The sequence below is a fragment of the Tolypothrix bouteillei VB521301 genome (genome assembly GCF_000760695.4).
Taxonomy (GTDB): Bacteria; Cyanobacteriota; Cyanobacteriia; order Cyanobacteriales; family Nostocaceae; genus Scytonema; species Scytonema bouteillei_A.
Map to the genome: position 1 here is coordinate 2,252,420 of NZ_JHEG04000001.1, position 24,947 is coordinate 2,277,366.

Consider the following 24,947-nt stretch of genomic DNA (forward strand, 5'->3'; position numbering starts at 1 on the left):
TTTAAAACTAAATTTATATCAATTTAAACAACTGGAGTAGCGTGTTTGTGAATCTCTGGAGTCGTTCAAAGCTCACTTGTAGATAAATAACACGAACTCTCCAAGCAGGGAACACGATGTCAAATTTTGAGTTAGTTTTAAGGCTATTACTGCAGTTAACTGTAATTTTAGCCGCTTGTCGCATTGTTACGATTATTGGGCGGCGCTACCTTGGGCAAACAGATGTTGTCTGCGAGATGATCGCAGGTGTGATGTTGGGACCGTCGCTTTTTGGTGCGATCGCACCCAGCGTACAGCAATGGCTGTTTCCCAAAGTTCCCATAATACTTGCCACTGGAGAAAAGATCCCCAACCCATCCATGTCAATTCTCTTTGCTATCAGTCAGATTGGGTTGGTTGTTTATATGTTTTTAATTGGTTTGGAATTTAATACTGGAATTATTAAGCAAAGGCTTAAGGGCGCTACTTTTGTTTCTATAGCAGGGATACTTGTGCCATTTTGTTTGGGAAGTATAGCAGCTTTCTTCCTAGTTAATAGGGGTGATTTATTTAAACAAGGTGTCAGTCCTTGGGCTGCAGCATTATACTTAGGTGCTTCGATGTCAATCACAGCATTTCCCATGCTAGCTCGAATGCTGTACGAACGCGGTATTGCGAAAACTCATTTTGGAACTTTGGCACTCGCTGCTGGTTCCATTGATGATGCCACAGCATGGTGTTTGTTAGCTATTGTATTGGCAAGTATTCATACCAATACAAGTATTGCAGCGTTTGCCATTGGTGGTGGTATTGCTTACGTACTCTTGATAACTTTTGTGGCAAGACCCGCGCTTGCAATCTTTGATAGGATGGTCAAACGAGATGGCGAATTAACCGTTCAAACTCTAACTTTAGTGTTTACACTCTTGATGTTGTGTTCTTGGGCCACCGATGCAGTAGGTATTTATGCAGTTTTTGGAGCATTTATTATCGGAACAGCAATGCCAAGAGGTGAGTTTGCAGAACAGCTTCGCGATCGCACGGAATTTTTGACCACCTCTCTGTTATTGCCCATATTTTTTGTATTTTCTGGGCTTAACACTCAAATCGGATTGGTTAACACACCAATTCTTTGGGCAATAACAGCATTGATTGTGACAATTGCAATTTTTGGTAAAGGCATTGCTTGTATGCTTGCTGCAAAATTATCAGGAGAAAATTGGCGCGAATCAGCCACAATTGGTGCTTTAATGAATGCAAGAGGTTTGATGGAATTAATTATCCTTAACATTGGGTTAGAGCAAGGTATAATTACTCCAACTTTATTCACAATTATGGTGATTATGGCAATTGTTACTACACTTATGACATCACCATTAGTTAACTTTTTGTTGCACGGAACAAGTTACGAACGCTCCCAAATCATATAGCAATTCTGTTAGAACTGCAAACAAATACTGAGCTTGAGAAAGCCGTTATCTTTTACGTATCGGCTTTCTTTTTGCCCATTACGATCTATCAGTATATTTCTCTAAAAAAATAAAATTTAGAACCCCCTAGTTTTAACGGTGGTAACTGTGTCTCAAGAAGAATTAATATTCAAGACTATGGCAACTAACTGCAAGATTGCTGAATAAAGTTGACATCTTGCAGTGATATAAAGAATTATCTTAGGGACATCAGGTTGTCGCTAGTCAGGGAGGAAACCATGCATACAGTTGTTCTCGTTCTCTTTGAGGTACTGATTGTTATTGGGCTGTCTAGACTGGTGGGGCTTGCCTTTCGGATGATTAACCAACCTCTTGTTATCGGTGAAATTGTTGCCGGGATTCTTCTCGGTCCATCTTTTTTCGGTTGGATTGCTCCTGGGTTAGCAGCTACCTTATTTCCGCCAGAAACAGTTCCTTTTCTAAACGTACTGTCTCAGGTGGGGCTAATCTTTTTCATGTTTCTGATTGGATTAGAACTGAATCCCAAATACTTAAGTGGTAATTTAGAAGTTGCAATCTTGACATCTCATGTCAGTATCTTAGTCCCGTTTTCTCTAGGAACGGTGCTTGCAGTACTTCTCTATCCTTTAGTTTCTAATGGTAGTGTTTCGTTTACTGCTTTTGCCCTATTTTTGGGCGCAGCCATGTCAATTACTGCATTCCCCGTACTCGCCCGAATCATCACTGAGAATAATCTACAGGGAACGCGTTTGGGAACTTTGGCACTAACTTGTGCAGCCGTTGATGATGTTACCGCTTGGTGCGTGTTGGCAGTTGCAATCGCGGTAGCAAATACTGGTAGCTTTAGCAAAGCTATCCCCACAATTCTATATTCACTCGTCTACATTGGCTTCATGGTAACCTTGGGGCGGTCTTTCCTAGACCGTTTCGCCGTTTACTACCGCCGCACCGGGCGTCTCAGTCAATTGGTTCTTGCTTTAATCTACATGGGAGTCGTTGCGTCTGCTCTTATTACAGAACTCATTGGTATTCACTTGATATTTGGAGCATTTTTGTTAGGAGCCATCATGCCCAAAAATGCCGAGCTTGTCAAAGAATTAGCAATCAAAACAGAAGATTTTGTTTTAATTTTCTTGCTACCAGTGTTTTTTGCTTACAGCGGTTTGCGAACAGAAATTGGGTTGCTTAACAGTCCAGAATTATGGTTGCTGAGTTTGACAGTGCTCGGAGTTGCGATCGCAGGTAAATACATTGGGACTTACGTAGCTGCTCGTGTTTGTGGGATCGAAAATCGGGAAGCTTCTGCACTCGGTTGGTTAATGAACACTCGGGGCTTAACCGAACTGATAGTACTTAACATTGGTCTTAGTCTCGGGGTTATTTCTCCTCTACTGTTTACCATGCTCGTCATTATGGCATTGGTGACAACGTTCATGACATCGCCACTGCTTGAGATGACATATCCTAAGAAATTAATAATGTTAGACCTGCTCGAGCCAGAACCAGAGGAAGCAACAAGCGATCGCGACACCGCAATTGAAGACATTCACCCGATCTCTTACCGAATTTTGGTACCCGTTGCAAATCCAAGCACCCAAAGGGGTTTGGTACAATTAGCTGTGGCTATCGCAATGAATTCCCAGCAATCTGCTGTTGTTCATCCCCTGAGTTTGATTCAACTGCAAGAAGACTATGCTTTTGAAAGCACTCCTGTAGAAGCAGAAAAGTTAATTGCACAGCGTCGTCATCAAATAGAAGAATTGGTTGAACGTTTAGAACCTTCAACTTCACGTTCTTGCGTACATCCCATTGTCCGCGTATCAAATAATGTAGCTAGAGAAACAGCGCAAATTGCTTTACTCGAACAAGCCAATCTCATTTTAGTAGGATGGCATCGCCCAGCTTTTAGTAAGAATCGTTTGGGTGGACGAGTCGGTCAAATTCTTTTAACTGCACCCGTTGATGTAGCTGTATTTGTCGATCGTGGAGAAGAACGCCTCGAACGTTTGTTAGTACCTTACTCAGCAAATATTCATGATGATTTAGCACTAGTACTTGCATTAAGGTTGTTAGTTAATAGCGATACGCGACACTTACAGATTTTACAAGTTTTAGACAACCAGCAAATCAAAAACGAACTAAGCAATGAACTATGTCAAATGATGGAACAACTGCCTCATAGCGTGCGCGATCGCATTGACATCAAAGTGATTGAAGCTGTAGAGCCAATTCAAGCTGTGGTAGCTGCATCAGAAAGTGTTGACCTCACCATTGCAGGAACAAGCCGTGCTTGGGGAATCGAACGTCAAACTTTAGGAAGATATACAGATCAATTAGCCATTGAGTGTCGCTCATCGCTACTTATCACCCGTCGTTACAATCAAGTCACCTCTCACCTCGCTCCCATACTAGTAACAGAAATGACTGCTAATTTGTGAGCGATCGTCAGGTCATTCTCGTTATTCCTCAATCCAAAATCCTCCATGCACCATTTCAACTTAAAATCCTTAGTCTTCTATGGCACGGCAATAAGTTCCGTAGTGCTTTTGTTTAAAGTTGTGACAGCCTATGGCGAAAGCAATCTTAAGGCTCCTCCAACATTAAACAGTCGCTACCGTTTAGTACTTAACGATAATTTACAAGTCTGCAAACAGTCAGAGCCCATAGTATTAAATATTCAACAGTCAGGTATTTACTTGAATGGTTCTATGGAATCAGCAAACTTTAACACTAAAATGTCTGCGGCTAATAAAATCACCTCTTCTCTAACAGGCAAATTGGATCGCCAACAACTAAGCCTATCAGGAAAAGTTCCTAGGGCTATTCTTTGCCATACTGCTAGCGCTGTCACAGCACAAAGCCCTTCAGTAAGTTTAGTCAAAATTCAAGCTCAACTGACTCCCAAACAGGATTTAGCAGGAACCCTTAATATAGATGGCACTTCAGAGGGTATTAACTTAACAGCGGTACCTGAAAAAATCAGTGAAAAATCTGACCATTTAAATACCCATTAAGTACAAATTGATGCCATATTTAGATTGATTTACTACGACTAAGTGAACATGAGGAGCATTGAGCGTATGGGTAAGCACAGACGATTCTTCCACGATTGCAAGCATCTATTTGCAATTGGTTTGCTTGGCTCTTATGTTGCGATCGCTCCTCATACTGGTAGTAGTTATGCTCAGCAAATCGTGCGGTTGGAGGATTGGCGTTTTAATCCAGAAGCATTACAACTGGAAATAGCTCTCTCAGCTCCGTCTCAGCCACATCAATTCTACCTTGCCCAACCGCCTCGCATCGTTGTTGATTTGCCAGATACCAAACTCGGTAATGTTTCCACTCGACGAAATTATTCTGGCGCAATCCAGAGCATCCGTATTTCCCAATTAAATGCAGATGTAACTCGTATTGTCCTAGATTTAGCTCCAGGAACTCAGCTAGATCCAGCAAGAGTGCAATTACAACCTATTTCTCGAGAAGCCAATCGTTGGGTTTTACGCCCTGCAATTTCTAGTAATAATACTTACTTAGCTCCTTCATCTGACAATTTTCCACCAACAGCTATTAACCCACCATTCTCAGAAGACCTACCGCCCGGTATTTATCCTCCACAACCATCTGGTTACTTACCGTCCGGTATTTACCCTCCACGACCATCTGGTTATTCACAACAGGGTAATTATTCTCCACAACCAACCAACGATTTTCCACCCAATTTCTACGGTGCGCCATCATCTTCGAGTGCGGGATATACAAACTTACCAGCAACAACCAACTACTCTCCCCAAACACCGTTTGTCCAAGTTCCACCTTTAGCACCTAACAATCCTTATCTAGCACCAAATTCCGAGCTTTTGCCAGGGTTTTTTCCCAATCAACCTAATAATTACAAAAACACTCCACCTTCAAGAACACCAAATTTTCCAGTTCCCAGCATACCTAATAATTCTTACGGTGCTGATGCTCCTGAAGTCATTGATTTTGGTCAACCGTTTCCCAAAAGTCGGAATTAATGGTTAATGGCTAATTGCTAATTGCTAATCGCTAATTGTCGATTGAGTGGGTGGGGGGAAAAATTTCCTGGTATGGAATCAAATGCATTAAAGTTAAATGATTCGCATTGCCCACCCTACAAGCATTTTTATTCCATTAGCCGTTAGCTAATAGCTATTAGCCAATTAAAATCTTTCTGTTTCTAGAGTAGGTGCTGTAGCGCCTGGTTGATTGAGGAAAAAGTTTTTCGCATCATCATTCTCGTAGGTACAGCTAATATCAGGTTTATCACTGTTTAAGTCACCTGCATACGCGAAATGGTTTAGGCGATTCTTACACTCTCTCACCTGATCCCCTGTCACAAGCTTTCTTTGCTCTAAAATAGCCCAATTACTGGAACGCAGCACGCACCCAGGGCGCATACTGGGCTGACCAACATAGACTTTAAAGGGGTTGAGAGTTACAAATAGCCGGGTATCCATCACCATAGCGCTAGCTCCATACTGAACGCAAAGTTCGGGATTGGGTGCTTTGGTATCAATAAATTCCCTACTAGCTACGTTGTTTGGGGTAAATGTGGCTGTTGAGCTAAAAGCAATACCAATCCCAATGCCCAAAACAAACACCCCTGCCAAAATTGCTATGGTGGTGACATTAAATAAGGGAGATTGAAAAATAGAAGATTTGGGGGTTGTAGGTCTCGGAGGAGTCGCTGTTCTACCAGAAGATTTACGTCTCATAGTAACTTAATTAACTTTATGTTTTAGACAGTGGGGAGAGGTTGCCAGTTTGCTCCCTCTTTTAGTATGGCAAGTTGTGACGGTATATGCCCGTCTAGATATATATTGTTCCCTGTAAAGACACAATCAGCAAAGCTTTTGCAATACGAATGTGTTTTCTTACCGAATTTAGTGAATAGTATAAAAAATTGTAACTTATTCGCAGTCTAGTTTGTTTTCTCCCAAGCAAGATTGGCAAGATTTTGAACTGCAAATAGACACTGATGGACGAATATGTATTGTTAATATGTGCGTATTTTTTGTATCAATGTTGTAAACGCAATCGATTAAGCGGAACTACTACTTTCTCCTTTAATAATGGCTGATGCAATCAGGTGTGCTAATCGCAACGCTTCTGGAACTTTGCCACAATCGGTTAAGCGATGCAGTGCTGTAGCAATGACCTCTGGTTCCTCACCGCAAACTTGAAAGAAAAACGGTGGATATTCGTAGATAGTACCTGCAAGTCTCAGTAGTTCTTGCCGTTGCTGAAAATTTGGCAAGCGGCTCATGGCGTCTTCAACAGCAGTGAGATCGGGTACGCGGCGCATAACAGCAACACAAGGAAGTTGCAATCTCTGAGCTAATTCTGGAAGGTTAACCAGGTTAAATCCACCAAATCCAATTCCATCAAGTAATACAATATGCAACTGCGGTAAAAACTTACTACCAACCAAGAGTTTACAGATAGTCTCTGTTGCGTCTAAGCCATCTTGCTGTAGTTCTCCCCACACCATTCCCTCAAAACGAGTTCCCGCACAAACAACCCCTCCTATGTGGACTTTACCTCCTGTTCCACGTACAAAAGGACTATCGTCAAAACCGATTGCACGAATAGTACGGTTAAGTTTTAACAGAGATTCCAGTTTCATATGAAGGAGAGGATAAGCCGATCCATAAAGTTGTAAGGGGAGAAGGGAAGGAGAGATAGTTTTATGATTTCCCCTTGTCCCGGTGTCCCCTTAACCTTCGCTAGCTAGCTAACAGAGTTTTTTGTAAAGGCGTCCAGCGAAAAGCGCGATCGCCTCCTCTTTCGATGATGACTTTAACTCTTGGTTCTATGCTAGGTAAAGTTGCCAAGAACTCAACTTCTTGATCTGAAAGAATATTTCCTTCAATGATCCATAACACCAAACCTTTAGATTTTGGTGGAAGTTGTTCTAAGTGAGAGTTAACAATGGGTGGCACGTAGTATACATAACCTACTGCTGCACCACTACCCGTACTTTTTTTCCCAAGATGTGGAGGTCGAACACCGTGAACTCTCGTGAGATAGGCAGCTACATCTCCTAATCCCTTTGCAGACAAATTGAGGGCAACATAGCCTGCAGCACGCAGTCGCCGTCTGTACCGACCTTCAAAACCTCCTTCGAGAGGTACGTACACACCGAGAGCGCCATGCTTCTCTAAATCGCGGATTAAACCGCTGCCAGTGGTAATTAATGCCATAGATTATTCTTTATCCTATCCCACTTTGACATCTCTATTATCTGTCATTTGTCATTAGCAATTGACGATTGAGGATTGGTGATTCTCATCCTGTCCCCCTGTCCGCCTTGTCCCTCTACTCCCCAATCCCTCTTTTCATAAATTTGTAGACAAATATAAATCTGTACGCTATATTATTGGATCGTGACATTTAGTAGACTCAGGTTACTCTTCTACTGGCACTTCCATATGGTTTGGTCATCAAACATGGTGACAAATTTCCAAATAGGATAAACTGGTAAAGATTGGTCAAACAGCTGGTAAACTAGGTAAACTATGTTAGTGGATTATTGGTTGAAAAACCAAAAGTATCCCAGGTACATAGTAAGCTAAGTTCTTAGCGTGGGAAAAGACCGCAACAACCTTGAACAAGTGTTTGAGGTGAGCAGTGAAAAAAACTGAGCGGTAGTGTTTGTTTGTGGCATTGCATGAGTCTCAGTTTGTGGATACTGGGTAGACTGCTATCTAAGTCCTACTGCTGCAATGAAAGAGTGCCGAATCAACTGCTTCAATACAAAGCGTTGCTGCACGAAACGCAAAGCTCTCGTGCCTTGCATTCAATCCAGAAATGAGTTCTTCCGCTAAGGAAGACAATTCTGGCTGTGTGGTGAAAACAAACAGAATCGGATTCACCCAACAGTAGGGACAGTTGTGGAGACCCAAGGAAGTTGTAACTGTGACACCTAGCAGATTCGACTTCAGAGGTCAGCCCAAGAAAAGCTATCAATGCTGACTTGGGCTTATGTACAGATGTCTAAAATCCGATGTTAACGGAAAAAAGTTAAGAAAGGAGAGCCAGTAACTGTGTCTGTAGGTATTCTCGGCACCAAACTGGGCATGACCCAAATATTTGATGGTGATGGAGTAGCTATTCCTGTCACTGTTATCAAAGCGGGACCATGCACCGTTACCCAAGTCAAAACAAAGCAGACCGACGGTTACTCCGCCATCCAAGTGGGTTATGGCGAAGTAAAGCCAAAAGCACTGAATAAACCGCAGTTGGGACACCTTGCCAAGTCATCTGCCCCAGCGTTGCGTCATTTGCATGAGTATCGCATAGATAACTCGAGTGAGTATTCTTTAGGTCAAGAACTTAAAGCAGATATTTTTAGTGCAGGTCAAATAGTAGATGTAGTTGGTACAAGTATAGGTCGCGGTTTTGCTGGCAACCAAAAACGCAACAACTTTGGTCGAGGACCAATGTCTCACGGTTCTAAAAACCACAGACAACCTGGTTCGATTGGTGCTGGTACGACTCCCGGTCGTGTCTATCCTGGAAAACGGATGGCAGGACGGTTGGGTGGCGATCGAGTCACAATTCGCAAGCTTACTGTAGTACGAGTAGACTCAGAGCGTAACTTATTGCTGATCAAGGGAGCTGTTCCTGGTAAGCCCGGAGCTATTGTAAATATTCTTCCGGCAACCATAGTTGGTAAAAAATCATAAGTCATTGGTCGTTAGTCATCAGTCATGAGTTATAAGTCACGATGCGCGGACGAAGAACAAAGGACGAAGGACAAAAGACAAAGGATATAAGGACAAAAAATGTTTGAGTGTGCAGTCAAAAATTGGCAAGGAGACCAAGTCGGACAAACAACGTTCGATTTGAAAGTAGCCAAGGAAAAAACGGCGTCTCACATCGTGCATAGAGCTTTGGTGAGACAAATGACTAATGCTCGCCAAGGAACAGCTAGTACAAAAACTCGTTCGGAAGTTCGAGGAGGCGGTCGCAAACCTTGGCGGCAAAAAGGAACCGGTCGGGCTCGTGCTGGATCTATCCGTTCGCCATTATGGCGCGGTGGTGGTGTCATCTTTGGACCGAAACCCAGAGATTTTGAAATCAAAATGAACCGCAAAGAACGGCAATTGGCACTGAGAACAGCATTTGCTAGCCGGATCGATGATTTGATTGTGGTAGAAGAATTTAGCGATCAAATCCAACGTCCCAAAACAAAAGAGTTGGTAAGTGCGATCGCCCGTTGGGGTGCTGCTCCAGAAAGCAAGACTCTGTTAGTCTTATCGGAACAAGTAGAAAACGTATACTTGTCAGCCCGTAACGTAGAAAATCTCAAACTCATTAGTGCAGATCAACTCAACGTTTACGATTTGCTTCATGCTGACAAAATTGTTGTGACAGCGCAAGCTTTAGGAAAGATTCAGGAGGTCTACGGTGGGTAAAATACCTCAGGAGTTTGACATCCGTAAGCTTCCAGATCTTATACGTCGCCCAATTTTGACTGAAAAGGCGACTATCTTAATGGAGCAAAATAAATACACTTTTGAAGTGACTCCAAAAGCAACCAAACCAGAAATTAAAGCGGCTATTGAAAACTTATTTGACGTCAAAGTTGAAGCAGTCAATACCGCATTACCACCACGGAAGAAAAAGCGTGTTGGTAAATTTATAGGTTTCAAACCCCAATACAAGCGAGCCATTGTTACTGTCGCAGCTGGGGATGTAGAGAAGATCAGACAAGTTTTATTCCCAGAGGTTTAAGAAGATGGGTACTCGTTCTTTTCGCCCTTATACCCCCAGCACTCGCCAAGTTACAATTTCTGATTTTTCAGAAATTACAAAAAGCGAACCAGAAAAATCTTTAACTAGATCGATCCATCGTGCAAAAGGTCGGAACAATCAAGGACGTATCACCACCCGTCATCGAGGTGGCGGACACAAACGTCTTTACCGCATTATTGATTTTAAGCGGGATAAGCGTGATATTCCAGCTAAAGTGATTGCTATTGAATACGACCCCAACCGCAATGCGCGGATTGCACTATTGCAATATGAAGATGGCGAAAAGCGTTATATTCTACAGCCCAATGGAGTTGGTGTAGGTAGAACAATTATTGCCGGATCGACTGCGCCTATTGAAGATGGTAATGCTTTACCCCTATCTAACATTCCGTTGGGTACTAGCGTCCACAACGTAGAGTTAAAGCCAGGGAAAGGCGGTCAAATTGTTCGCGCTGCAGGTGCTACAGCTCAAGTCGTTGCAAAAGAAGGGAATTACGTCACACTCAAGTTACCTTCCACTGAAGTCCGCATGGTACGCAAGGAATGCTATGCCACTATCGGACAAGTTGGTAACCTCGACGCCAGAAACCTCAGTGCGGGTAAAGCTGGTAGAGTTCGCTGGAAAGGTCGCCGTCCTCAAGTCAGAGGTAGCGTGATGAACCCAGTCGATCACCCCCACGGTGGTGGTGAAGGTAGAGCGCCTATTGGTAGATCGGGTCCTGTCACTCCTTGGGGTAAACCTGCTTTGGGTCTCAAGACTCGCAAACCAAAGAAAGCCAGCAGTAAGTTGATTGTACGTCGCCGTCGTAAGTCATCCAAGCGCGGACGTGGCGGACGTGAATCATAAAGAGCTAATGGCTAATGGCTAATGGCTAATAGTCAATGGCAATTAGCTTTTTAGCAATTAGCTTTTTAGCAACTAGCAATTAGCAATTAGCAAGTGTTGAACTATGGGTCGTTCTCTAAAAAAAGGTCCCTTTGTTGCGGATCACCTTCTAGAAAAAATTGAAAGACTTAACGAAGCCAACAAAAAAGAAGTTATTAAAACTTGGTCGCGGGCTTCAACAATCTTACCCCTCATGGTCGGTCATACCATTGCCGTTCACAACGGACGCCAGCACGTTCCCATCTTTATCAGCGACCAAATGGTGGGACACAAATTGGGCGAATTTGCACCCACGCGCACTTTTAGAGGTCACTCTAAGAGTGATAAGAAATCAGGTAGATAGCTAATGGCTAATGGCTAATGGTTAATGGTGAGTCCAGTGCTGTAGGCGGGTCTCCCGCGCCCACAGCACTGGTGAAACCGTTCGCTTAGCGTCTCTGTAAGGAGATAGGGCTATTAGCAATTAGCGATTAGCAATTAGCGATTAGCTCACGGAGAAAATTATGGCAACTGATACTACTGAAGTTAAAGCGATCGCCCGCTATATACGTATGTCTCCCCTGAAAGTGCGGCGCGTACTAGACCAGATCCGGGGACGCTCGTATAGAGAAGCACTTATTGTTTTAGAATTCATGCCTTATCGAGCCTGCGATCCAGTTCTGAAAGTACTGAGAAGTGCTGCAGCTAACGCAGAACATAACGCTGGCTTAAATAGAGCTGATTTGGTAATTACTCAAGCATACGCAGATCAAGGTCCGGTGCTGAAAAGATTTCAACCAAGGGCGCAAGGTCGGGCTTACCAAATTCGCAAACCAACGTGTCACATTACTGTAGCTGTAGCTGCTGACCCCAACGCAGCACAAGATTAAGAAATTTAAGAGGAAGCATTTGTGGGACAGAAGATACATCCAGTCGGTTTTCGTTTGGGAATCACCCAAGAGCACCAATCCCGTTGGTTTGCAGACCCCAACCGCTATCCAGAACTTCTTCAAGAAGATCGCAAACTGCGTAAATATATAGAAGAAAAACTGGGTAGATCTGCTCAAAACAACGCCGGAATTTCTGAAGTTCGCATTGAGCGTAAAGCCGATCAAATCGATCTAGAAGTTCGCACTGCTCGACCGGGCGTAGTCGTAGGTCGGGGCGGACAAGGAATCGAAGCTTTGCGAACCGGGCTTCAACAACTGTTAGGTAGCAATCGTCAGATTCGTATTAACGTCGTTGAAGTACAGCGAGTTGATGCTGATGCTTACCTAATTGCGGAGTACATTGCTCAACAGTTGGAACGTCGGGTATCTTTCCGGAGAGTCGTTCGCCAAGCGATCCAACGCGCTCAACGTGCTGGGATACAAGGTATCAAAGTTCAAGTGAGCGGTCGCCTCAACGGTGCAGAAATTGCTCGGACAGAGTGGACTCGTGAAGGTCGCGTTCCCCTCCATACCTTACGGGCTGATATCGACTACTCTTACTGCACTGCTAAAACCATTTACGGTATTCTTGGCATTAAAGTTTGGGTGTTTAAAGGAGAAATTATTCCCGGACAGGAAGAAACTCCACCACCACAAGGAACTCGCGACCGCGACCGAGGCGATCGCGACCGCGATCGGGATCGTCCCCCTTCTAGACGTCAAAATCGCCGTCGCCAACAATTTGAAGACCGTTCTAATGAAGGATGAAGGATGAATGCTGAATGATGAATCAGACACGATCTTGCTTCACAATTCACAATTCATAATTCATAATTCATAATTCATAATTCATAATTTCTTCCTCATGTTAAGTCCAAGAAGAACTAAATTCCGCAAACAACAACGCGGGCGGATGACCGGACAAGCAACTCGCGGAAGTAGCCTTAACTTCGGTGATTTTGCGCTCCAAGCTTTAGAACCCGCTTGGATTACCTCCCGGCAAATCGAAGCTTCTCGTCGAGCAATGACTCGTTACATCCGTAGGGGCGGTAAAATTTGGATTCGGATTTTCCCCGATAAACCCGTTACCATGCGTCCGGCAGAAACACGTATGGGTTCCGGTAAAGGTTCTCCAGAGTTTTGGGTAGCTGTCGTAAAACCAGGCAGAATTTTATTTGAAATTGCTGGTGTATCAGAAGAAATTGCTCGTGAAGCAATGAGACTGGCGGCTTATAAGTTGCCCATTAAAACTAAATTCATCAAACGCTCTGAAGAAGAGCAACAGCAGCAGGTGTAAGTTATGGCTCTTCCTAAAATATCAGAAGCAAGAGAATTAACTGACGAACAATTGGTTCAAGAAATTATCGCAGTTAAAAAACAACTGTTTCAACTGCGCTTGCAAAAAGCTACCAGACAGTTGGAAAAACCCCACCAATTCAGACACGCCCGACACCGCCTAGCTCAATTACTTACAGTAGAACACGAGCGCAAGCGGGCTTCTGTCAGTCAAGCAAAGAGTGAAGCAGAGTAGGAAAGTATGGCAGTAAAAGAACGAGTGGGCTTGGTTGTGAGCGACAAAATGCAAAAAACGGTTGTCGTCGCCGTAGAAAACCGCTCTCCCCACCCCAAATACGGCAAAATTGTCGTTAAAACCAGACGGTACAAAGCACACGACGAAGAAAATAAGTGCAAAATAGGCGATCGCGTTCGGATTCAGGAAACTAGACCCCTCAGTAAAACTAAGCGCTGGACAGTCACTGAAATCCTAACCACCAAGAACGCTGAGTTAACTAAATAGTTGTTAGATAGCTAACAGCACAAAAAGGGAGATAAACAGTGATTCAAACCCAGACTTACCTCAATGTCGCAGACAACAGCGGTGCTCGCAAATTGATGTGCATCCGCGTTTTAGGTGCGGGTAACTGCCGTTATGGCTTTGTGGGCGATAAAATTATTGCTGTTGTTAAAGACGCAATTCCCAACATGGCTGTCAAAAAGTCTGACGTTGTAGAAGCAGTGATTGTTCGCACTCGCCACAGCATACGTAGAGACAGTGGGATGAGCATTCGCTTTGACGACAACGCCGCAGTTATTATTAACAAAGACGGTAACCCCAAAGGAACTCGCGTCTTTGGTCCCGTAGCGCGGGAACTTCGTGACAAAAACTTTACCAAAATCGTTTCTTTGGCTCCGGAGGTGCTGTAATGGCAACCAAAAAGAAGGAAAAGCCCAAATTCTATAAAATGCATGTCAAAACCGGAGACACCGTACAGGTGATAGCCGGAAAAGACAAGGGCAAAGTGGGTGAAATTATCAAAGCACTCCCCCAAGAAAGCAAAGTCATCGTCAAAGGTGTCAACATTAAGACAAAGCACGTTAAACCACAGCAGGAAGGCGAATCCGGTCGCATTGTCAACCAGGAATACCCCATCCACAGTTCTAACGTCATGCTTTATTCCACCAAGCAAAACGTCGCCAGTCGTGTTTGCTACACTTTCACTGCTGAAGGCAAGAAAGTTAGAATGCTAAAGAAAACTGGTGAAATCATCGATCAATAAATTATGAATTATGAATTATGAATTATGAATTATTAAAGATTTCATTGAATTCATAATTCAGCATTCAGCATTCATCATTCACCATTCAAGTATTCCCTGACCAAGCCCAGGGAGATTAAGGACAAAAGACTATGGCAGTACCAAGACTGAAAACTGTATACCAAGAGACTATAGTCCCCAAACTGATGAAGCAGTTTGAATACACAAACATTCATCAAGTACCAAAGTTGATTAAAGTGACTGTCAACCGAGGTTTAGGGGAAGCATCTCAAAATGCTAAAGCATTAGAAGCGTCGTTAAGCGAAATTGCACTCATTACCGGACAAAAACCTGTAGTGACCCGAGCTAAAAAAGCGATCGCAGGCTTCAAAATTCGTCAAGGTATGCCTGTAGGCATTATGGTCACCCTTAGAGGCGAACGGATGTACGCCTTCCTTGACCGTTTGATCAACCTGACACTACCAAGAATTCGTGACTTTCGCGGTATTAGCCCTAAAAGCTTTGATGGTCGGGGTAATTACACTTTAGGTGTTAGAGAGCAATTGATATTTCCGGAAGTGGAGTACGACAGCATCGATCAAATTCGTGGTATGGACATTTCCATCATTACCACAGCAAAAAATGATGAAGAAGGTCGAGCTTTACTAAAAGAAATGGGAATGCCTTTTCGCGAGCAATAAGTTGATTTAAAGAGGAAAAGATGGCGGTAAACGACACAATTGCAGATATGCTGACGCGCATTCGCAATGCCAACATGGCGCGGCATCAAACAACTCACGTGCCATCCACAAAGATGACTCGCAGCATTGCAAAAGTGCTGCGTGAAGAAGGTTTTATTTCTGATTTTGAAGAAGTGGGAGAAGGCGTTAAGCGCGAACTCACAATCTCCTTAAAATACAAGGGTAAAAATCGCCAACCCCTAATTACTTCCTTAAAGCGGGTGAGCAAACCAGGTTTGCGAGTTTACTCCAATAAAAAAGAGCTACCAAGAGTACTCGGCGGTATTGGCATTGCTATTATTTCCACATCTAGCGGTATTATGACGGACCGGGAAGCACGGCGTCAAAACTTAGGTGGAGAAGTACTTTGCTATGTATGGTAGTTATTTGCTAATGGCTAATGGCTAATGGCTAATAGCTAATAGCTAATAGCTAATAGCTAATAGCTAATGGCTAATAGCACTTAACAAGAACAATTAGCAATTAGCAATCAAACAAAGGATAAAAAGTTATGTCTCGAATTGGTAAACGACCAATTAAAATTCCTGCAAAAGTAGAAGTGACTGTTAATGGCACAAAGGTAGTTGTTAAAGGACCAAAAGGGGAACTTTCTCGCGAATTACCTACCCAAGTGTCCCTTTCCCAAGAGGGAGAAGTACTGCAGGTGAATCGTCGGGATGATTCCCGCGTATCTCGCCAAATGCACGGTTTATCCCGTACTTTGGTTTCCAACATGGTTGAGGGAGTTTCTCAAGGTTTTCAACGCCGTTTGGAAATTCAAGGGGTTGGTTATCGAGCAGCCGTTCAAGGTCGTACCTTAGTTTTGAACATGGGCTACAGCCATCAGGTACAAATTGCTCCCCCAGAAGGAATACAGTTTGCTGTTGAGAACAACACCAACGTTATTGTCAGTGGTTATGACAAAGAAGTGGTAGGCAACATTGCAGCTAAAATTCGCGATGTTCGTCCACCAGAACCTTATAAAGGTAAGGGTATTCGTTATGCCGGCGAAGCCGTCAGACGTAAAGCTGGTAAGACTGGTAAGGGTAAGAAGTAAATATGAAGAGTACTCGCAGAGAATCAAGAGAACGTCGCCAAAGACGCATTCGCGGTAAAGTCAATGGAACTCCCGAACGTCCGAGGTTAGCTATATTTCGCTCTCACCAACATATTTATGTTCAGGTGATTGACGACACACAACATCATACTTTGGTAGCAGCATCAACTGTAGAACCAGAATTGAAATCTAAATTGTCTTCGGGTGGAAACTGCAACGCTTCCACAGAAGTAGGGAAGTTAATTGCATCTCGTTCTTTGTCCAAAGGAATAACCAAAGTTGTCTTTGACCGTGGAGGAAACCTTTATCACGGACGCGTTAAAGCTCTTGCTGAAGCAGCCCGTGAAGCTGGTTTGGATTTTTAAATTTGCTAATGGTTAATAGCTAATGGCTAATAGCAAAATACAGTTAGCTTTTTAGCAATTAACAATTTATAAGAGGTATAAACAATGGCAACAAATCGTCGTAAAACCAACCGGGCAAAGAAGGAAGAAACTAACTGGCAAGAGCGAGTGATCCAGATCCGACGCGTGAGCAAGGTCGTTAAAGGAGGTAAAAAACTGAGCTTCCGAGCGATCGTTGTTGTAGGTAACGAACGCGGTCAAGTCGGTGTGGGAGTCGGCAAAGCGTCAGACGTTATTGGTGCTGTGAAAAAAGGTGTCGCTGACGGCAAAAAACACCTGATTGATATCCCCATCACCAAATCCAATTCCATCCCTCACCCCATCAATGGAACCGGTGGTGGCGCACAAGTGATCATGCGTCCTGCAGCACCAGGTACTGGTGTAATTGCAGGTGGTGCAGTTCGGACAGTGTTGGAATTGGCAGGCGTTCGTAACGTTCTAGCAAAACAACTTGGTTCTAACAACCCTCTAAATAACGCCAGAGCGGCTGTCAACGCTCTATCTACCCTGCGTACTTTTGCAGAAGTTGCTGAAGACCGAGGCATCCCTGTTGAAAATTTATACATTTCATAGCTAATAGCAGTTAGCTATTAGCTAATTGATTTGCTGTTATTAGCCATTAGCTATGAGCTATTAGCAAACCTGACGACTTAAACTTTAAAGAAGTTTGGCTTATGAGACTAAATGATGTTCGTCCCCAAAAGGGATCTAAAAAACGCGGTCGCCGTTTGGGTAGAGGTGTTGCTGCAGGTCAAGGCGCAAGCGCTGGTAAAGGTATGCGCGGTCAAAACGCACGTTCCGGACGCAGCACTCGACCTGGTTTTGAAGGTGGTCAGCAGCCATTATACCGCCGTATTCCGAAATTGAAGGGGTTTCCCCTCGTTAATCGTAAAATTTACACTACGATTAATGTAGAAAAGCTTGCTGTTCTACCCCCAAACTCAGAAGTCACACTGGAATCTCTGAAAGAAGCAGGTATTCTAACTGCCTCTAAAGGTTCCTTAAAAATTCTGGGAAATGGGGAGTTGGGCATTCCACTCACAGTCAAAGCAGCAGCGTTTACAGGTACAGCACGTACCAAAATTGAGGCAGCAGGTGGAAGTTGCGAAGTGATCTGAATGATGAAGGATGAAGAATGAAGGATAAAGAATGAAAAAAATTATACTTTTTATACTTCAAAGTTCGTACTTCATACTTCATAACTTCACACTTCATACTTCATTTTTCATACTTCAAAGGTAGCCTTCTATGCTCGGTCGAGAAAAAGCCCCAACGGCTCAAGAAACTTTTATGCAGATGGCACAAGCGGCAGGGCTGAGAGGTCGGCTGCTTGTCACGCTGGGTATTCTATTGTTGATTCGCTTGGGTATACATTTGCCCATTCCAGGAATTAACAGACAAGAATTTGCCCAAGCCCTTCAAGGTAATAACCAGATATTAAGCTTTTTGGATATCTTTTCCGGAGGCGGACTTTCAGCTTTGGGAGTCTTTGCCTTAGGTATTTTGCCATACATCAATGCTTCGATTATTATCCAATTGCTCACTGCTGCCATTCCTGCTTTAGAAAACTTACAGAAAAATGAAGGTGAAGCAGGACGGCGCAAGATTTCTCAAGTGACTCGATACGTGTCTCTTGTTTGGGCAATTATTCAAAGTTCTTTTTTAGCGGCTTTCTGGCTCAAACCTTTTGCCCAAAACTACGGACCCATTTTTGTTATTGAGACAGCTCTCGCCCTCACAGCAGGTTCTATGTTTGTTATGTGGGCGTCAGAACTGATAACAGAACGGGGCGTGGGAAATGGCGCATCTTTGTTGATTTTTGTCAACATTGTGGCAACACTGCCAAAAGCTTTAGGTGATACTATCGATTTTGTGCAAACTGGCGGTCGGGAAATCGCTGGTCGTGTTATTGTGTTGCTGCTGCTTTTTCTAGCCACAATTGTTGGTATTGTCTTCGTACAAGAAGGAATCCGCCGCATCCCAATTATTTCCGCACGCCGTCAAGTTGGTCGGAAACTTTTTGCAGAACAGCGCAGCTATCTACCCCTACGTCTCAATCAAGGGGGCGTGATGCCAATCATTTTTGCTGCTGCTATTTTGAGTTTGCCACTGTTGGTTCAAAATTTCATTAATAATCCACAATATTCAAGGATTGTTAACACTTATCTTGTTCCTGGTGCTTCCGGATCTTGGGTTTACGCTCTTGTTTACCTCGTTTCTATCGTGTTCTTTAGCTATTTCTATTCTTCGCTGATTCTTAATCCGGTAGATGTAGCACAGAATTTGAAAAAAATGGGTTCTAGCGTCCCCGGTATTCGTCCGGGTAAGGCAACAAGTGAGTACATCGAACGAGTGGTCAATCGGCTAACTTTTTTGGGAGCAATCTTCTTAGGCTTAGTTGCAATTATCCCTACTGCCGTTGAAAGTGCTTTGGGTGTCCCGACTTTTAGAGGCTTGGGTGCTACCTCTTTACTGATTCTAGTAGGTGTAGCAATTGATACGTCTAAGCAAATCCAAACCTACGTTATTTCTCAGCGCTATGAAGGAATGGTGAAACAATAGTGACGCGATTAATCTTCTTGGGACCGCCAGGGGCAGGAAAAGGAACTCAAGCGAAAACTTTAGCTCAGGAGTGCGATCTTCCCCATATTTCTACGGGTGATATATTACGTCAAGCAGTTCAAGACCAAACTCCTTTGGGTGTAAAAGCTCAAAGTTATCTCGATAAGGGGGATTTAGTTCCCGATAAACTTATTGAGGATTTGATTGAGGAACGTCTCGCTCAGCCTGATACTCAGTCAGGTTGGATTCTTGATGGCTTTCCCCGTACTGTTAATCAAGCTGTTTTCTTGGAGCAATTGCTGCAAAAACACCAGCAAGGAGGAGAAAGAGCAATCAATCTCGAAGTCCCAGATGAAATTGTGATTTCTCGATTGCTAGAACGGGGCAGAAAAGATGACACCGCAGAAGTGATACGTCATCGTTTGGATGTTTACCGTTCCGAAACGTCTCCTCTAATTGATTTTTACAGCGATCGCAATATCCTGCTTTCAGTCAATGGCAATCAGTCTCCAGAAGAAGTCACCGCTGAGTTGAAAAAAATCGTTGTTTCGTAAATCGGCTAGGAGTTAGGGGCTATGGGCTATGGGCAATTGCATACCGAATAACTTTTAGCAATGCCCGATTCCCCATACCCAATTCCCAATCTTCTCGCAAGCAAATGAGTGTAAATCTTGGATAAGATATATTAATGAACTGTTGATATATTCTCCAAAATATGTTCTTCTGCACACTAGAGGCATCCTAGTTGCGTCTGAAAGACTGAAGAGGAGACTGTTGAGTTGAGGAAAAAACTTGTCTAAACAAGATCTAATTGAAATGGAAGGTACGGTTACCGAGTCCCTTCCCAACGCCATGTTCCGTGTAGACCTTGATAATGGATTTAACGTTCTTGCCCACATTTCTGGCAAGATCCGTCGTAACTATATCAAAATTCTACCTGGAGATCGCGTCAAAGTGGAACTGACACCCTACGACTTGACAAAGGGTAGAATCACTTATCGACTTCGGAAGAAGTAGACCGAACAAACAATTTTTGCTCTTGGATAATTTCAGTTACTTTATCGCTTAAGATGCAATTTTTGTTACACAACTGCGACGGTTACCCTACTGAGGTGACAGTTTTTGGGATAATCTAAAAATGCTTCCCATATTTTAGGCTATATCCTAGTTAGAGGCTACCTGAGTTTTCTGAAAATTTTAAAAGCGATCGCTCGTGTCAAAGTGGAGTGGGGACACAAGTTACCAAAGGAAAATCTCCTCTTGAGTGAATAACCTAACACTTGTAGAAAATATTACCACAAACAGAAAAATTGGGTTTTAGATGTATCTCACTGCATAAATTCCCATTATATGTTATAATTTTCTATTTGGAGTCAAAATTAACACCATGAAAGTAAGAGCATCCGTCAAGAAAATTTGTGAAAAATGTACCGTGATCAGACGTCGTGGTCGTGTCATGGTGATTTGTTCCAACCCCAAGCACAAGCAACGTCAAGGGTAACAGCGATCGGTAACCCTCAGGGTTATTCCGATCTTCGCAGCAGGAGACCCGCCTGCTTTCCCCAGACTCACCAGTGACGATAGATAACAGACTGACACTGGCTAGCTGTTAAGTAAATGACTGAGTAATAGATAACTGACAAAGAGGGAGACAATTGTGGCACGTATTGCCGGAGTAGACCTTCCACGAGACAAGCGTGTTGAGATAGGTCTAACCTACATCTACGGAATTGGACTATCTCGTTCCAAAGAGATTTTAGCAACAACAGGTGTTAACCCCGACACCCGTGTTAAGGAACTGAGTGATGCTGATATAGCAGCCTTAAGGGGCGAGATAGAAAGTAACTATCAAGTAGAGGGTGACTTAAGGCGCTGGGAAGCAATGAATATCAAGCGCCTGGTTGACATCGGGACTTATCGGGGGCGTCGCCACCGCATGGGTTTACCAGTCAGAGGGCAAAGAACTCGTACTAATGCCAGAACTCGGCGGGGGAGAAGGCAGACAGTTGCGGGTAAGAAAAAGGCTCCTGCTAAGTAATTCTTTACTTACGCTTATCTACAGCAATTCACAAAAAATCACAGCGATATGGCGCGACAACAAAGTAACAAAAAATCAGGTAGTAAGAAGCAAAAACGTAATGTCCCGAATGGGGTTGCTTACATCCAGTCTACCTTTAACAATAGCATTGTCACCATTACCGACTCAAACGGAGATGTTGTGTCATGGGCAAGTGCTGGATCTAGTGGCTTCAAAGGAGCCAAAAAGGGAACTCCCTTTGCCGCACAAACAGCGGCAGAAAGTGCAGCACGCCGAGCCATCGATCAGGGAATGCGCCAGATAGAGGTGATGGTTAGTGGTCCGGGAGCAGGTAGAGAAACAGCTATCCGAGCACTTCAAGGAGCAGGGCTGGAGATTACTCTCATTAGAGATATTACGCCAATTCCTCACAATGGTTGCCGTCCACCCAAGCGTCGCCGCGTGTAAGAGCGATAGCCTTTGAAGAGGACTATCCACTTCCACTCGGGATTGCGCTTGCGATCGTGAAGAGAGTCGTGAACTTTGAGCTAGCACTCAAGAAGTGCAAATTCAAACCAGCAATATAGTAAACGACATATGACTAGCGCCTGTTAGCTATTTGGAAGCCTCAAAATTTCACCGTAGCTCAAGGCAAAAAATAAATTTGGGAAGGCAGACCTTTAGAAGGGGCTGCCTAACCTTAAACACTGGTGAAGAAAATTTCCGCTACAACCAAGTGTTTGTGGAGGCAATTTGATTGCCCCTCTTACAGGACTCGACAATAAGGGAGGCTACTCCGTGGCACAATTTCAAATAGAGTGTGTAGAATCTAATACTGAAGAAAATAGAGGTCAAGCCAGTAGATTTGTCTTAGAACCCCTAGAACGGGGTCAAGGAACTACAGTCGGCAATGCCTTAAGAAGGGTTTTACTTTCTAACTTAGAAGGGACAGCAGTAACAGCAGTCAGAATTGCAGGCGTTTCACACGAGTTTGCTACCGTTCCGGGCGTTAGGGAAGATGTTTTGGAAATCCTCATGAAAATGAAGGAAGTTGTCCTCAAAAGCTACTCCTCTCAACCCCAAATTGGTCGAGTGCTAGTTACAGGTCCGGCAACAGTCACAGTATCACACTTCGATTTACCCAGTGAAGTAGAAGCAATCGATCCCACCCAATATGTGGCTACTGTTGCTGAAGGTGGGAAGTTGGAAATGGAATTTCGGATTGAAAGAGGTAAGGGATATCGCACTGTCGAAAGAGGTCGTGAAGAAGCTACGTCTTTGGACTTTCTTCAAATTGATTCGGTATTTATGCCAGTGCGGAAGGTTAATTACAGTGTAGAAGAAACTCGTGGAGATAATGGGATACCAAAAGACCGTTTGTTGATAGAAGTATGTACAAACGGAAGCCTGACTCCACAAGAAGCCCTTTCAGGCGCTGCTGGTATTTTGGTAGACCTATTCAATCCATTAAAAGATATTTCGCTGGAACCAACAGACACAGCTACTGACATTCCAGACGATCCCACCGCTCAAATTCCTATTGAAGAATTACAACTTTCAGTCAGAGCTTATAACTGTCTCAAGCGAGCACAGGTTAACTCTGTTGCCGACTTATTAGATTACACTCAAGAAGACCTATTAGAAATCAAAAACTTTGGTCAAAAGTCTGCTGAAGAGGTAGTTGAAGCCTTACAGCGACGCTTGGGAATTACCTTACCAACTGAAAGAGCTTCCAAACATCCTTAAAATTGCTAATGGCTAATAGCTAATAGCTAATTACTCTATTAGTCGCTAGCCATTAGCTATTAGTCACCAACCAACTAACAACTAACAAAGATTATGCGCCACCGTTGTCGAGTAAAACAACTTAGCAAACCAGCCGACCAGCGTCGCGCTTTGTTGCGATCGCTCACTACCGAACTGATCCGTCACGGACGAATCACTACTACCTTAATCCGAGCTAAGGTATTGCGTTCCGAGGTGGACAAAATGATTACCCTAGCTAAAGATGGTTCCCTAGCAGCACGCCGCCAAGCCCTTGGTTATATATATGACAAAGAATTGGTTCGCGCTCTGTTTGAACAAGCCCCCACTCGGTATGCAAATCGTCAAGGTGGTTACACAAGAGTTTTACACACCGTTCCTCGTCGGGGTGATAATGCTCAAATGGCAATCATTGAATTGGTTTAATAAAGGATAAAGGATGAAAGATAAAAAATTAATTTTATACTTCATCCTTCTTACCTGAGTCGATCGTTATGCCAAACAGCCACCAGCTTAAAACAAGAACTTATCGAGTCGCCCTGGTCATTCAATACCTGGGTACTCATTTTCATGGGTGGCAAAGGCAACCACAACAAAGAACCGTTCAAGAAGAGATAGAAAAAGCGATCGCGACTGTACTGGGTTCTCCGGTAACACTTCATGGCGCTGGGCGAACTGATGCTGGAGTTCATGCTGCGGCTCAAGTCGCCCACTTCAATGTCACCAGTCCAATTCCAGCTTGTAAGTGGGCAGTTATCCTCAACAGTTATTTGCCCAAAGATATATTGATTCGGGCTTCAGCAGAGGTTAATGATGGTTGGCACGCTCGCTTTAGTGCCATCTACCGAAGATATCGTTATACGTTATATACTGAAGGATTGCCGAACTTGTTTGCCAGCGCTGTAAGTTGGCATTATTATATTGAGCCCTTGGATGAATCATTGATGCAAGCGGCATTAAAACCGCTCATTGGGCATCATCACCTAGCTGCTTTTCATCGAGCAAATTCAGCACGAAAGCACTCCTGGGTAGATATACAAGCTGCGGAGTGCTATCGCAATGGACCGTTTCTGCACGTAGAAATTCAAGCAAATGGATTTTTATATGGCATGGTGCGGCTGTTAGTAGGGATGCTAGTACAAGTAGGTTCAGGACAGCGAACACCAGAAAACTTTACTGACCTATGGAAATACGAACGGCGTGAAGAAGTGAAACACGCTGCGCCTTCCCAAGGTTTATGTTTGTTGCGAGTGGGCTATCCACATTTTCCCTTTCCTCCAGAAATTTGGTTTGATACTCAACCAAAATTTGTATTTAGTTAGTGGTTATTAGATAGTAGTTAGTCTAACAACTAACAACTAACAACTAACAACTAACAACTAACAACTAACAACTAACCACCAATGACTAACAAAACTTTCCTTCCTCCCCAGAAAACACTTCAGCACAATTGGTATGTAGTAGATGCGGCTGACCAACGCCTTGGTCGCCTTGCTACCGAAGTTGCCATGATTCTTAGAGGAAAAAATAAACCCGAATATACTCCTCATATGGATACAGGTGACTTTGTCATTGTTATCAATGCTGAGAAAATAGCCGTCACAGGTAAAAAACGCACTCAAAAAGTTTACAAACGTCACTCCGGACGTCCGGGTGGTATGAAGACAGAAAGCTTTGATAAGCTGCAACAGCGTTTGCCAGAACGGATTGTAGAGCATGCTATTAAAGGTATGTTACCTAAGAATAGTTTGGGTCGCCAGCTGTTTACCAAGCTAAAAGTGTATGCTGGACCCACTCATCCCCATGCAGCACAGCAACCCAAAGAGTTAAAGATTCAGACAATTCCAGGAGAATAATATTC

At 43.6% G+C, this 24,947-nt stretch carries 35 protein-coding genes; 32 read left to right on the forward strand and 3 right to left on the reverse strand.

All coding sequences use genetic code 11. The features are described from left to right. Nucleotides 1-116: 116 nt before the first annotated feature. The 4 genes from HC643_RS09075 to HC643_RS09090 all read left to right on the forward strand — a co-directional run bounded on the left by HC643_RS09075 (nucleotide 117) and on the right by HC643_RS09090 (nucleotide 5,446). Nucleotides 117-1,409 carry a cation:proton antiporter domain-containing protein gene (locus tag HC643_RS09075; protein WP_038080247.1) on the forward strand — a complete coding sequence of 431 codons (1,293 nt, stop codon included), beginning with the start codon at nucleotides 117-119 and terminating at the stop codon, nucleotides 1,407-1,409. Between the two features lie 278 nt (nucleotides 1,410-1,687). Continuing rightward, nucleotides 1,688-3,868, forward strand: coding sequence for a cation:proton antiporter (locus HC643_RS09080; RefSeq protein WP_038080250.1), 2,181 nt, complete (start codon nucleotides 1,688-1,690; stop codon nucleotides 3,866-3,868). Nucleotides 3,869-3,913: 45 nt separating this feature from the next. Further along, nucleotides 3,914-4,444, forward strand: coding sequence for a hypothetical protein (locus HC643_RS09085; protein ID WP_038080256.1), 531 nt, complete (start codon nucleotides 3,914-3,916; stop codon nucleotides 4,442-4,444). A gap of 66 nt (nucleotides 4,445-4,510) precedes the next feature. Then, complete coding sequence (locus HC643_RS09090; protein ID WP_082051789.1) at nucleotides 4,511-5,446, forward strand: AMIN domain-containing protein; 936 nt, start codon at nucleotides 4,511-4,513, stop codon at nucleotides 5,444-5,446. A 165-nt stretch (nucleotides 5,447-5,611) separates the two neighbouring features. Here the strand turns inward: HC643_RS09090 and HC643_RS09095 are convergent, their stop codons facing one another. The 3 genes from HC643_RS09095 to ndhN form a co-directional block, all read right to left on the reverse strand. Beyond that, nucleotides 5,612-6,166: a DUF3172 domain-containing protein gene (locus tag HC643_RS09095; protein WP_038080259.1), complete on the reverse strand. Its 555-nt coding sequence runs from the start codon at nucleotides 6,164-6,166 to the stop codon at nucleotides 5,612-5,614. 326 nt (nucleotides 6,167-6,492) lie between these two features. Then, nucleotides 6,493-7,077, reverse strand: coding sequence for an endonuclease dU (locus tag HC643_RS09100; RefSeq protein WP_038080261.1), 585 nt, complete (start codon nucleotides 7,075-7,077; stop codon nucleotides 6,493-6,495). 100 nt (nucleotides 7,078-7,177) lie between these two features. Continuing rightward, nucleotides 7,178-7,654: an NAD(P)H-quinone oxidoreductase subunit N gene (gene ndhN, locus HC643_RS09105; RefSeq protein ID WP_038080263.1), complete on the reverse strand. Its 477-nt coding sequence runs from the start codon at nucleotides 7,652-7,654 to the stop codon at nucleotides 7,178-7,180. 843 nt (nucleotides 7,655-8,497) lie between these two features. On the opposite strand from ndhN, the gene rplC reads away from it, so the two are divergent. The 28 genes from rplC (at nucleotide 8,498) to rplM (ending at nucleotide 24,942) form a co-directional block, all read left to right on the forward strand. Further along, entirely contained in the window at nucleotides 8,498-9,139 is a 642-nt protein-coding gene (gene rplC, locus HC643_RS09110) for a 50S ribosomal protein L3 (protein ID WP_038080275.1), read from the forward strand. Nucleotides 9,140-9,238: 99 nt separating this feature from the next. Beyond that, the gene (gene rplD, locus HC643_RS09115; RefSeq protein ID WP_038080277.1) at nucleotides 9,239-9,871 is read left to right on the forward strand and encodes a 50S ribosomal protein L4; all 633 of its coding nucleotides are present in this window, start codon (nucleotides 9,239-9,241) and stop codon (nucleotides 9,869-9,871) included. Beyond that, nucleotides 9,864-10,190 carry a 50S ribosomal protein L23 gene (locus tag HC643_RS09120; RefSeq protein ID WP_202048600.1) on the forward strand — a complete coding sequence of 109 codons (327 nt, stop codon included), beginning with the start codon at nucleotides 9,864-9,866 and terminating at the stop codon, nucleotides 10,188-10,190. Before rplD ends, HC643_RS09120 begins: the two co-directional genes overlap by 8 nt. 4 nt (nucleotides 10,191-10,194) lie before the next feature. After that, entirely contained in the window at nucleotides 10,195-11,058 is an 864-nt protein-coding gene (gene rplB, locus HC643_RS09125) for a 50S ribosomal protein L2 (protein WP_038080280.1), read from the forward strand. A 103-nt stretch (nucleotides 11,059-11,161) separates the two neighbouring features. Continuing rightward, nucleotides 11,162-11,440, forward strand: coding sequence for a 30S ribosomal protein S19 (gene rpsS, locus HC643_RS09130; RefSeq protein WP_038080283.1), 279 nt, complete (start codon nucleotides 11,162-11,164; stop codon nucleotides 11,438-11,440). A 160-nt stretch (nucleotides 11,441-11,600) separates the two neighbouring features. Next, nucleotides 11,601-11,966, forward strand: a complete 366-nt coding sequence (rplV, locus tag HC643_RS09135) for a 50S ribosomal protein L22 (protein WP_038080286.1) — start codon at nucleotides 11,601-11,603, stop codon at nucleotides 11,964-11,966. Between the two features lie 21 nt (nucleotides 11,967-11,987). Continuing rightward, the gene (rpsC, locus tag HC643_RS09140; protein ID WP_038080287.1) at nucleotides 11,988-12,773 is read left to right on the forward strand and encodes a 30S ribosomal protein S3; all 786 of its coding nucleotides are present in this window, start codon (nucleotides 11,988-11,990) and stop codon (nucleotides 12,771-12,773) included. A 97-nt stretch (nucleotides 12,774-12,870) separates the two neighbouring features. Beyond that, nucleotides 12,871-13,302, forward strand: coding sequence for a 50S ribosomal protein L16 (gene rplP / locus HC643_RS09145; protein WP_038080290.1), 432 nt, complete (start codon nucleotides 12,871-12,873; stop codon nucleotides 13,300-13,302). 3 nt (nucleotides 13,303-13,305) lie between these two features. Further along, nucleotides 13,306-13,536: a 50S ribosomal protein L29 gene (gene rpmC / locus HC643_RS09150; protein ID WP_038080293.1), complete on the forward strand. Its 231-nt coding sequence runs from the start codon at nucleotides 13,306-13,308 to the stop codon at nucleotides 13,534-13,536. Between the two features lie 6 nt (nucleotides 13,537-13,542). After that, nucleotides 13,543-13,803 carry a 30S ribosomal protein S17 gene (rpsQ, locus tag HC643_RS09155; RefSeq protein ID WP_038080296.1) on the forward strand — a complete coding sequence of 87 codons (261 nt, stop codon included), beginning with the start codon at nucleotides 13,543-13,545 and terminating at the stop codon, nucleotides 13,801-13,803. Between the two features lie 38 nt (nucleotides 13,804-13,841). After that, nucleotides 13,842-14,210 (forward strand): 50S ribosomal protein L14, encoded by a 369-nt coding sequence (gene rplN / locus HC643_RS09160; protein ID WP_038080300.1) that lies wholly within the window; start codon nucleotides 13,842-13,844, stop codon nucleotides 14,208-14,210. After that, nucleotides 14,210-14,563: a 50S ribosomal protein L24 gene (gene rplX, locus HC643_RS09165; protein ID WP_038080303.1), complete on the forward strand. Its 354-nt coding sequence runs from the start codon at nucleotides 14,210-14,212 to the stop codon at nucleotides 14,561-14,563. The genes rplN and rplX overlap by 1 nt, the downstream gene beginning before the upstream one ends. Before the next feature lie 131 nt (nucleotides 14,564-14,694). Continuing rightward, nucleotides 14,695-15,243, forward strand: a complete 549-nt coding sequence (rplE, locus tag HC643_RS09170) for a 50S ribosomal protein L5 (RefSeq protein WP_038080306.1) — start codon at nucleotides 14,695-14,697, stop codon at nucleotides 15,241-15,243. A gap of 20 nt (nucleotides 15,244-15,263) precedes the next feature. Next, entirely contained in the window at nucleotides 15,264-15,665 is a 402-nt protein-coding gene (gene rpsH, locus HC643_RS09175) for a 30S ribosomal protein S8 (RefSeq protein WP_038080309.1), read from the forward strand. 128 nt (nucleotides 15,666-15,793) lie between these two features. After that, nucleotides 15,794-16,339, forward strand: a complete 546-nt coding sequence (gene rplF, locus HC643_RS09180; RefSeq protein ID WP_038080702.1) for a 50S ribosomal protein L6 — start codon at nucleotides 15,794-15,796, stop codon at nucleotides 16,337-16,339. 2 nt (nucleotides 16,340-16,341) lie between these two features. Further along, entirely contained in the window at nucleotides 16,342-16,704 is a 363-nt protein-coding gene (gene rplR, locus HC643_RS09185) for a 50S ribosomal protein L18 (RefSeq protein WP_038080703.1), read from the forward strand. A gap of 84 nt (nucleotides 16,705-16,788) precedes the next feature. Beyond that, the gene (rpsE, locus tag HC643_RS09190; RefSeq protein ID WP_038080704.1) at nucleotides 16,789-17,316 is read left to right on the forward strand and encodes a 30S ribosomal protein S5; all 528 of its coding nucleotides are present in this window, start codon (nucleotides 16,789-16,791) and stop codon (nucleotides 17,314-17,316) included. 101 nt (nucleotides 17,317-17,417) lie between these two features. After that, nucleotides 17,418-17,861, forward strand: a complete 444-nt coding sequence (gene rplO, locus HC643_RS09195; protein WP_038080705.1) for a 50S ribosomal protein L15 — start codon at nucleotides 17,418-17,420, stop codon at nucleotides 17,859-17,861. Nucleotides 17,862-17,991: 130 nt separating this feature from the next. Continuing rightward, the gene (secY, locus tag HC643_RS09200) at nucleotides 17,992-19,305 is read left to right on the forward strand and encodes a preprotein translocase subunit SecY (protein ID WP_038080706.1); all 1,314 of its coding nucleotides are present in this window, start codon (nucleotides 17,992-17,994) and stop codon (nucleotides 19,303-19,305) included. Then, a complete protein-coding gene (locus HC643_RS09205; RefSeq protein ID WP_038080707.1) occupies nucleotides 19,305-19,859 on the forward strand; it encodes an adenylate kinase in 555 nt (184 codons plus the stop codon). Before secY ends, HC643_RS09205 begins: the two co-directional genes overlap by 1 nt. 238 nt (nucleotides 19,860-20,097) lie before the next feature. Continuing rightward, nucleotides 20,098-20,322 (forward strand): translation initiation factor IF-1, encoded by a 225-nt coding sequence (infA, locus tag HC643_RS09210; protein ID WP_006276978.1) that lies wholly within the window; start codon nucleotides 20,098-20,100, stop codon nucleotides 20,320-20,322. 370 nt (nucleotides 20,323-20,692) lie between these two features. Next, complete coding sequence (gene rpmJ, locus HC643_RS09215; protein ID WP_072040794.1) at nucleotides 20,693-20,806, forward strand: 50S ribosomal protein L36; 114 nt, start codon at nucleotides 20,693-20,695, stop codon at nucleotides 20,804-20,806. A 156-nt stretch (nucleotides 20,807-20,962) separates the two neighbouring features. Further along, entirely contained in the window at nucleotides 20,963-21,343 is a 381-nt protein-coding gene (gene rpsM / locus HC643_RS09220) for a 30S ribosomal protein S13 (protein ID WP_017748889.1), read from the forward strand. 48 nt (nucleotides 21,344-21,391) lie between these two features. Continuing rightward, entirely contained in the window at nucleotides 21,392-21,790 is a 399-nt protein-coding gene (gene rpsK, locus HC643_RS09225; RefSeq protein WP_017748890.1) for a 30S ribosomal protein S11, read from the forward strand. 330 nt (nucleotides 21,791-22,120) lie between these two features. Next, the gene (locus HC643_RS09230) at nucleotides 22,121-23,068 is read left to right on the forward strand and encodes a DNA-directed RNA polymerase subunit alpha (protein WP_038080871.1); all 948 of its coding nucleotides are present in this window, start codon (nucleotides 22,121-22,123) and stop codon (nucleotides 23,066-23,068) included. Nucleotides 23,069-23,161: 93 nt separating this feature from the next. Then, entirely contained in the window at nucleotides 23,162-23,512 is a 351-nt protein-coding gene (gene rplQ, locus HC643_RS09235; protein ID WP_038080710.1) for a 50S ribosomal protein L17, read from the forward strand. A 68-nt stretch (nucleotides 23,513-23,580) separates the two neighbouring features. Beyond that, the gene (truA, locus tag HC643_RS09240) at nucleotides 23,581-24,408 is read left to right on the forward strand and encodes a tRNA pseudouridine(38-40) synthase TruA (protein ID WP_038080712.1); all 828 of its coding nucleotides are present in this window, start codon (nucleotides 23,581-23,583) and stop codon (nucleotides 24,406-24,408) included. 81 nt (nucleotides 24,409-24,489) lie between these two features. Further along, nucleotides 24,490-24,942: a 50S ribosomal protein L13 gene (gene rplM, locus HC643_RS09245; RefSeq protein WP_038080713.1), complete on the forward strand. Its 453-nt coding sequence runs from the start codon at nucleotides 24,490-24,492 to the stop codon at nucleotides 24,940-24,942. Nucleotides 24,943-24,947 lie beyond the last annotated feature (5 nt).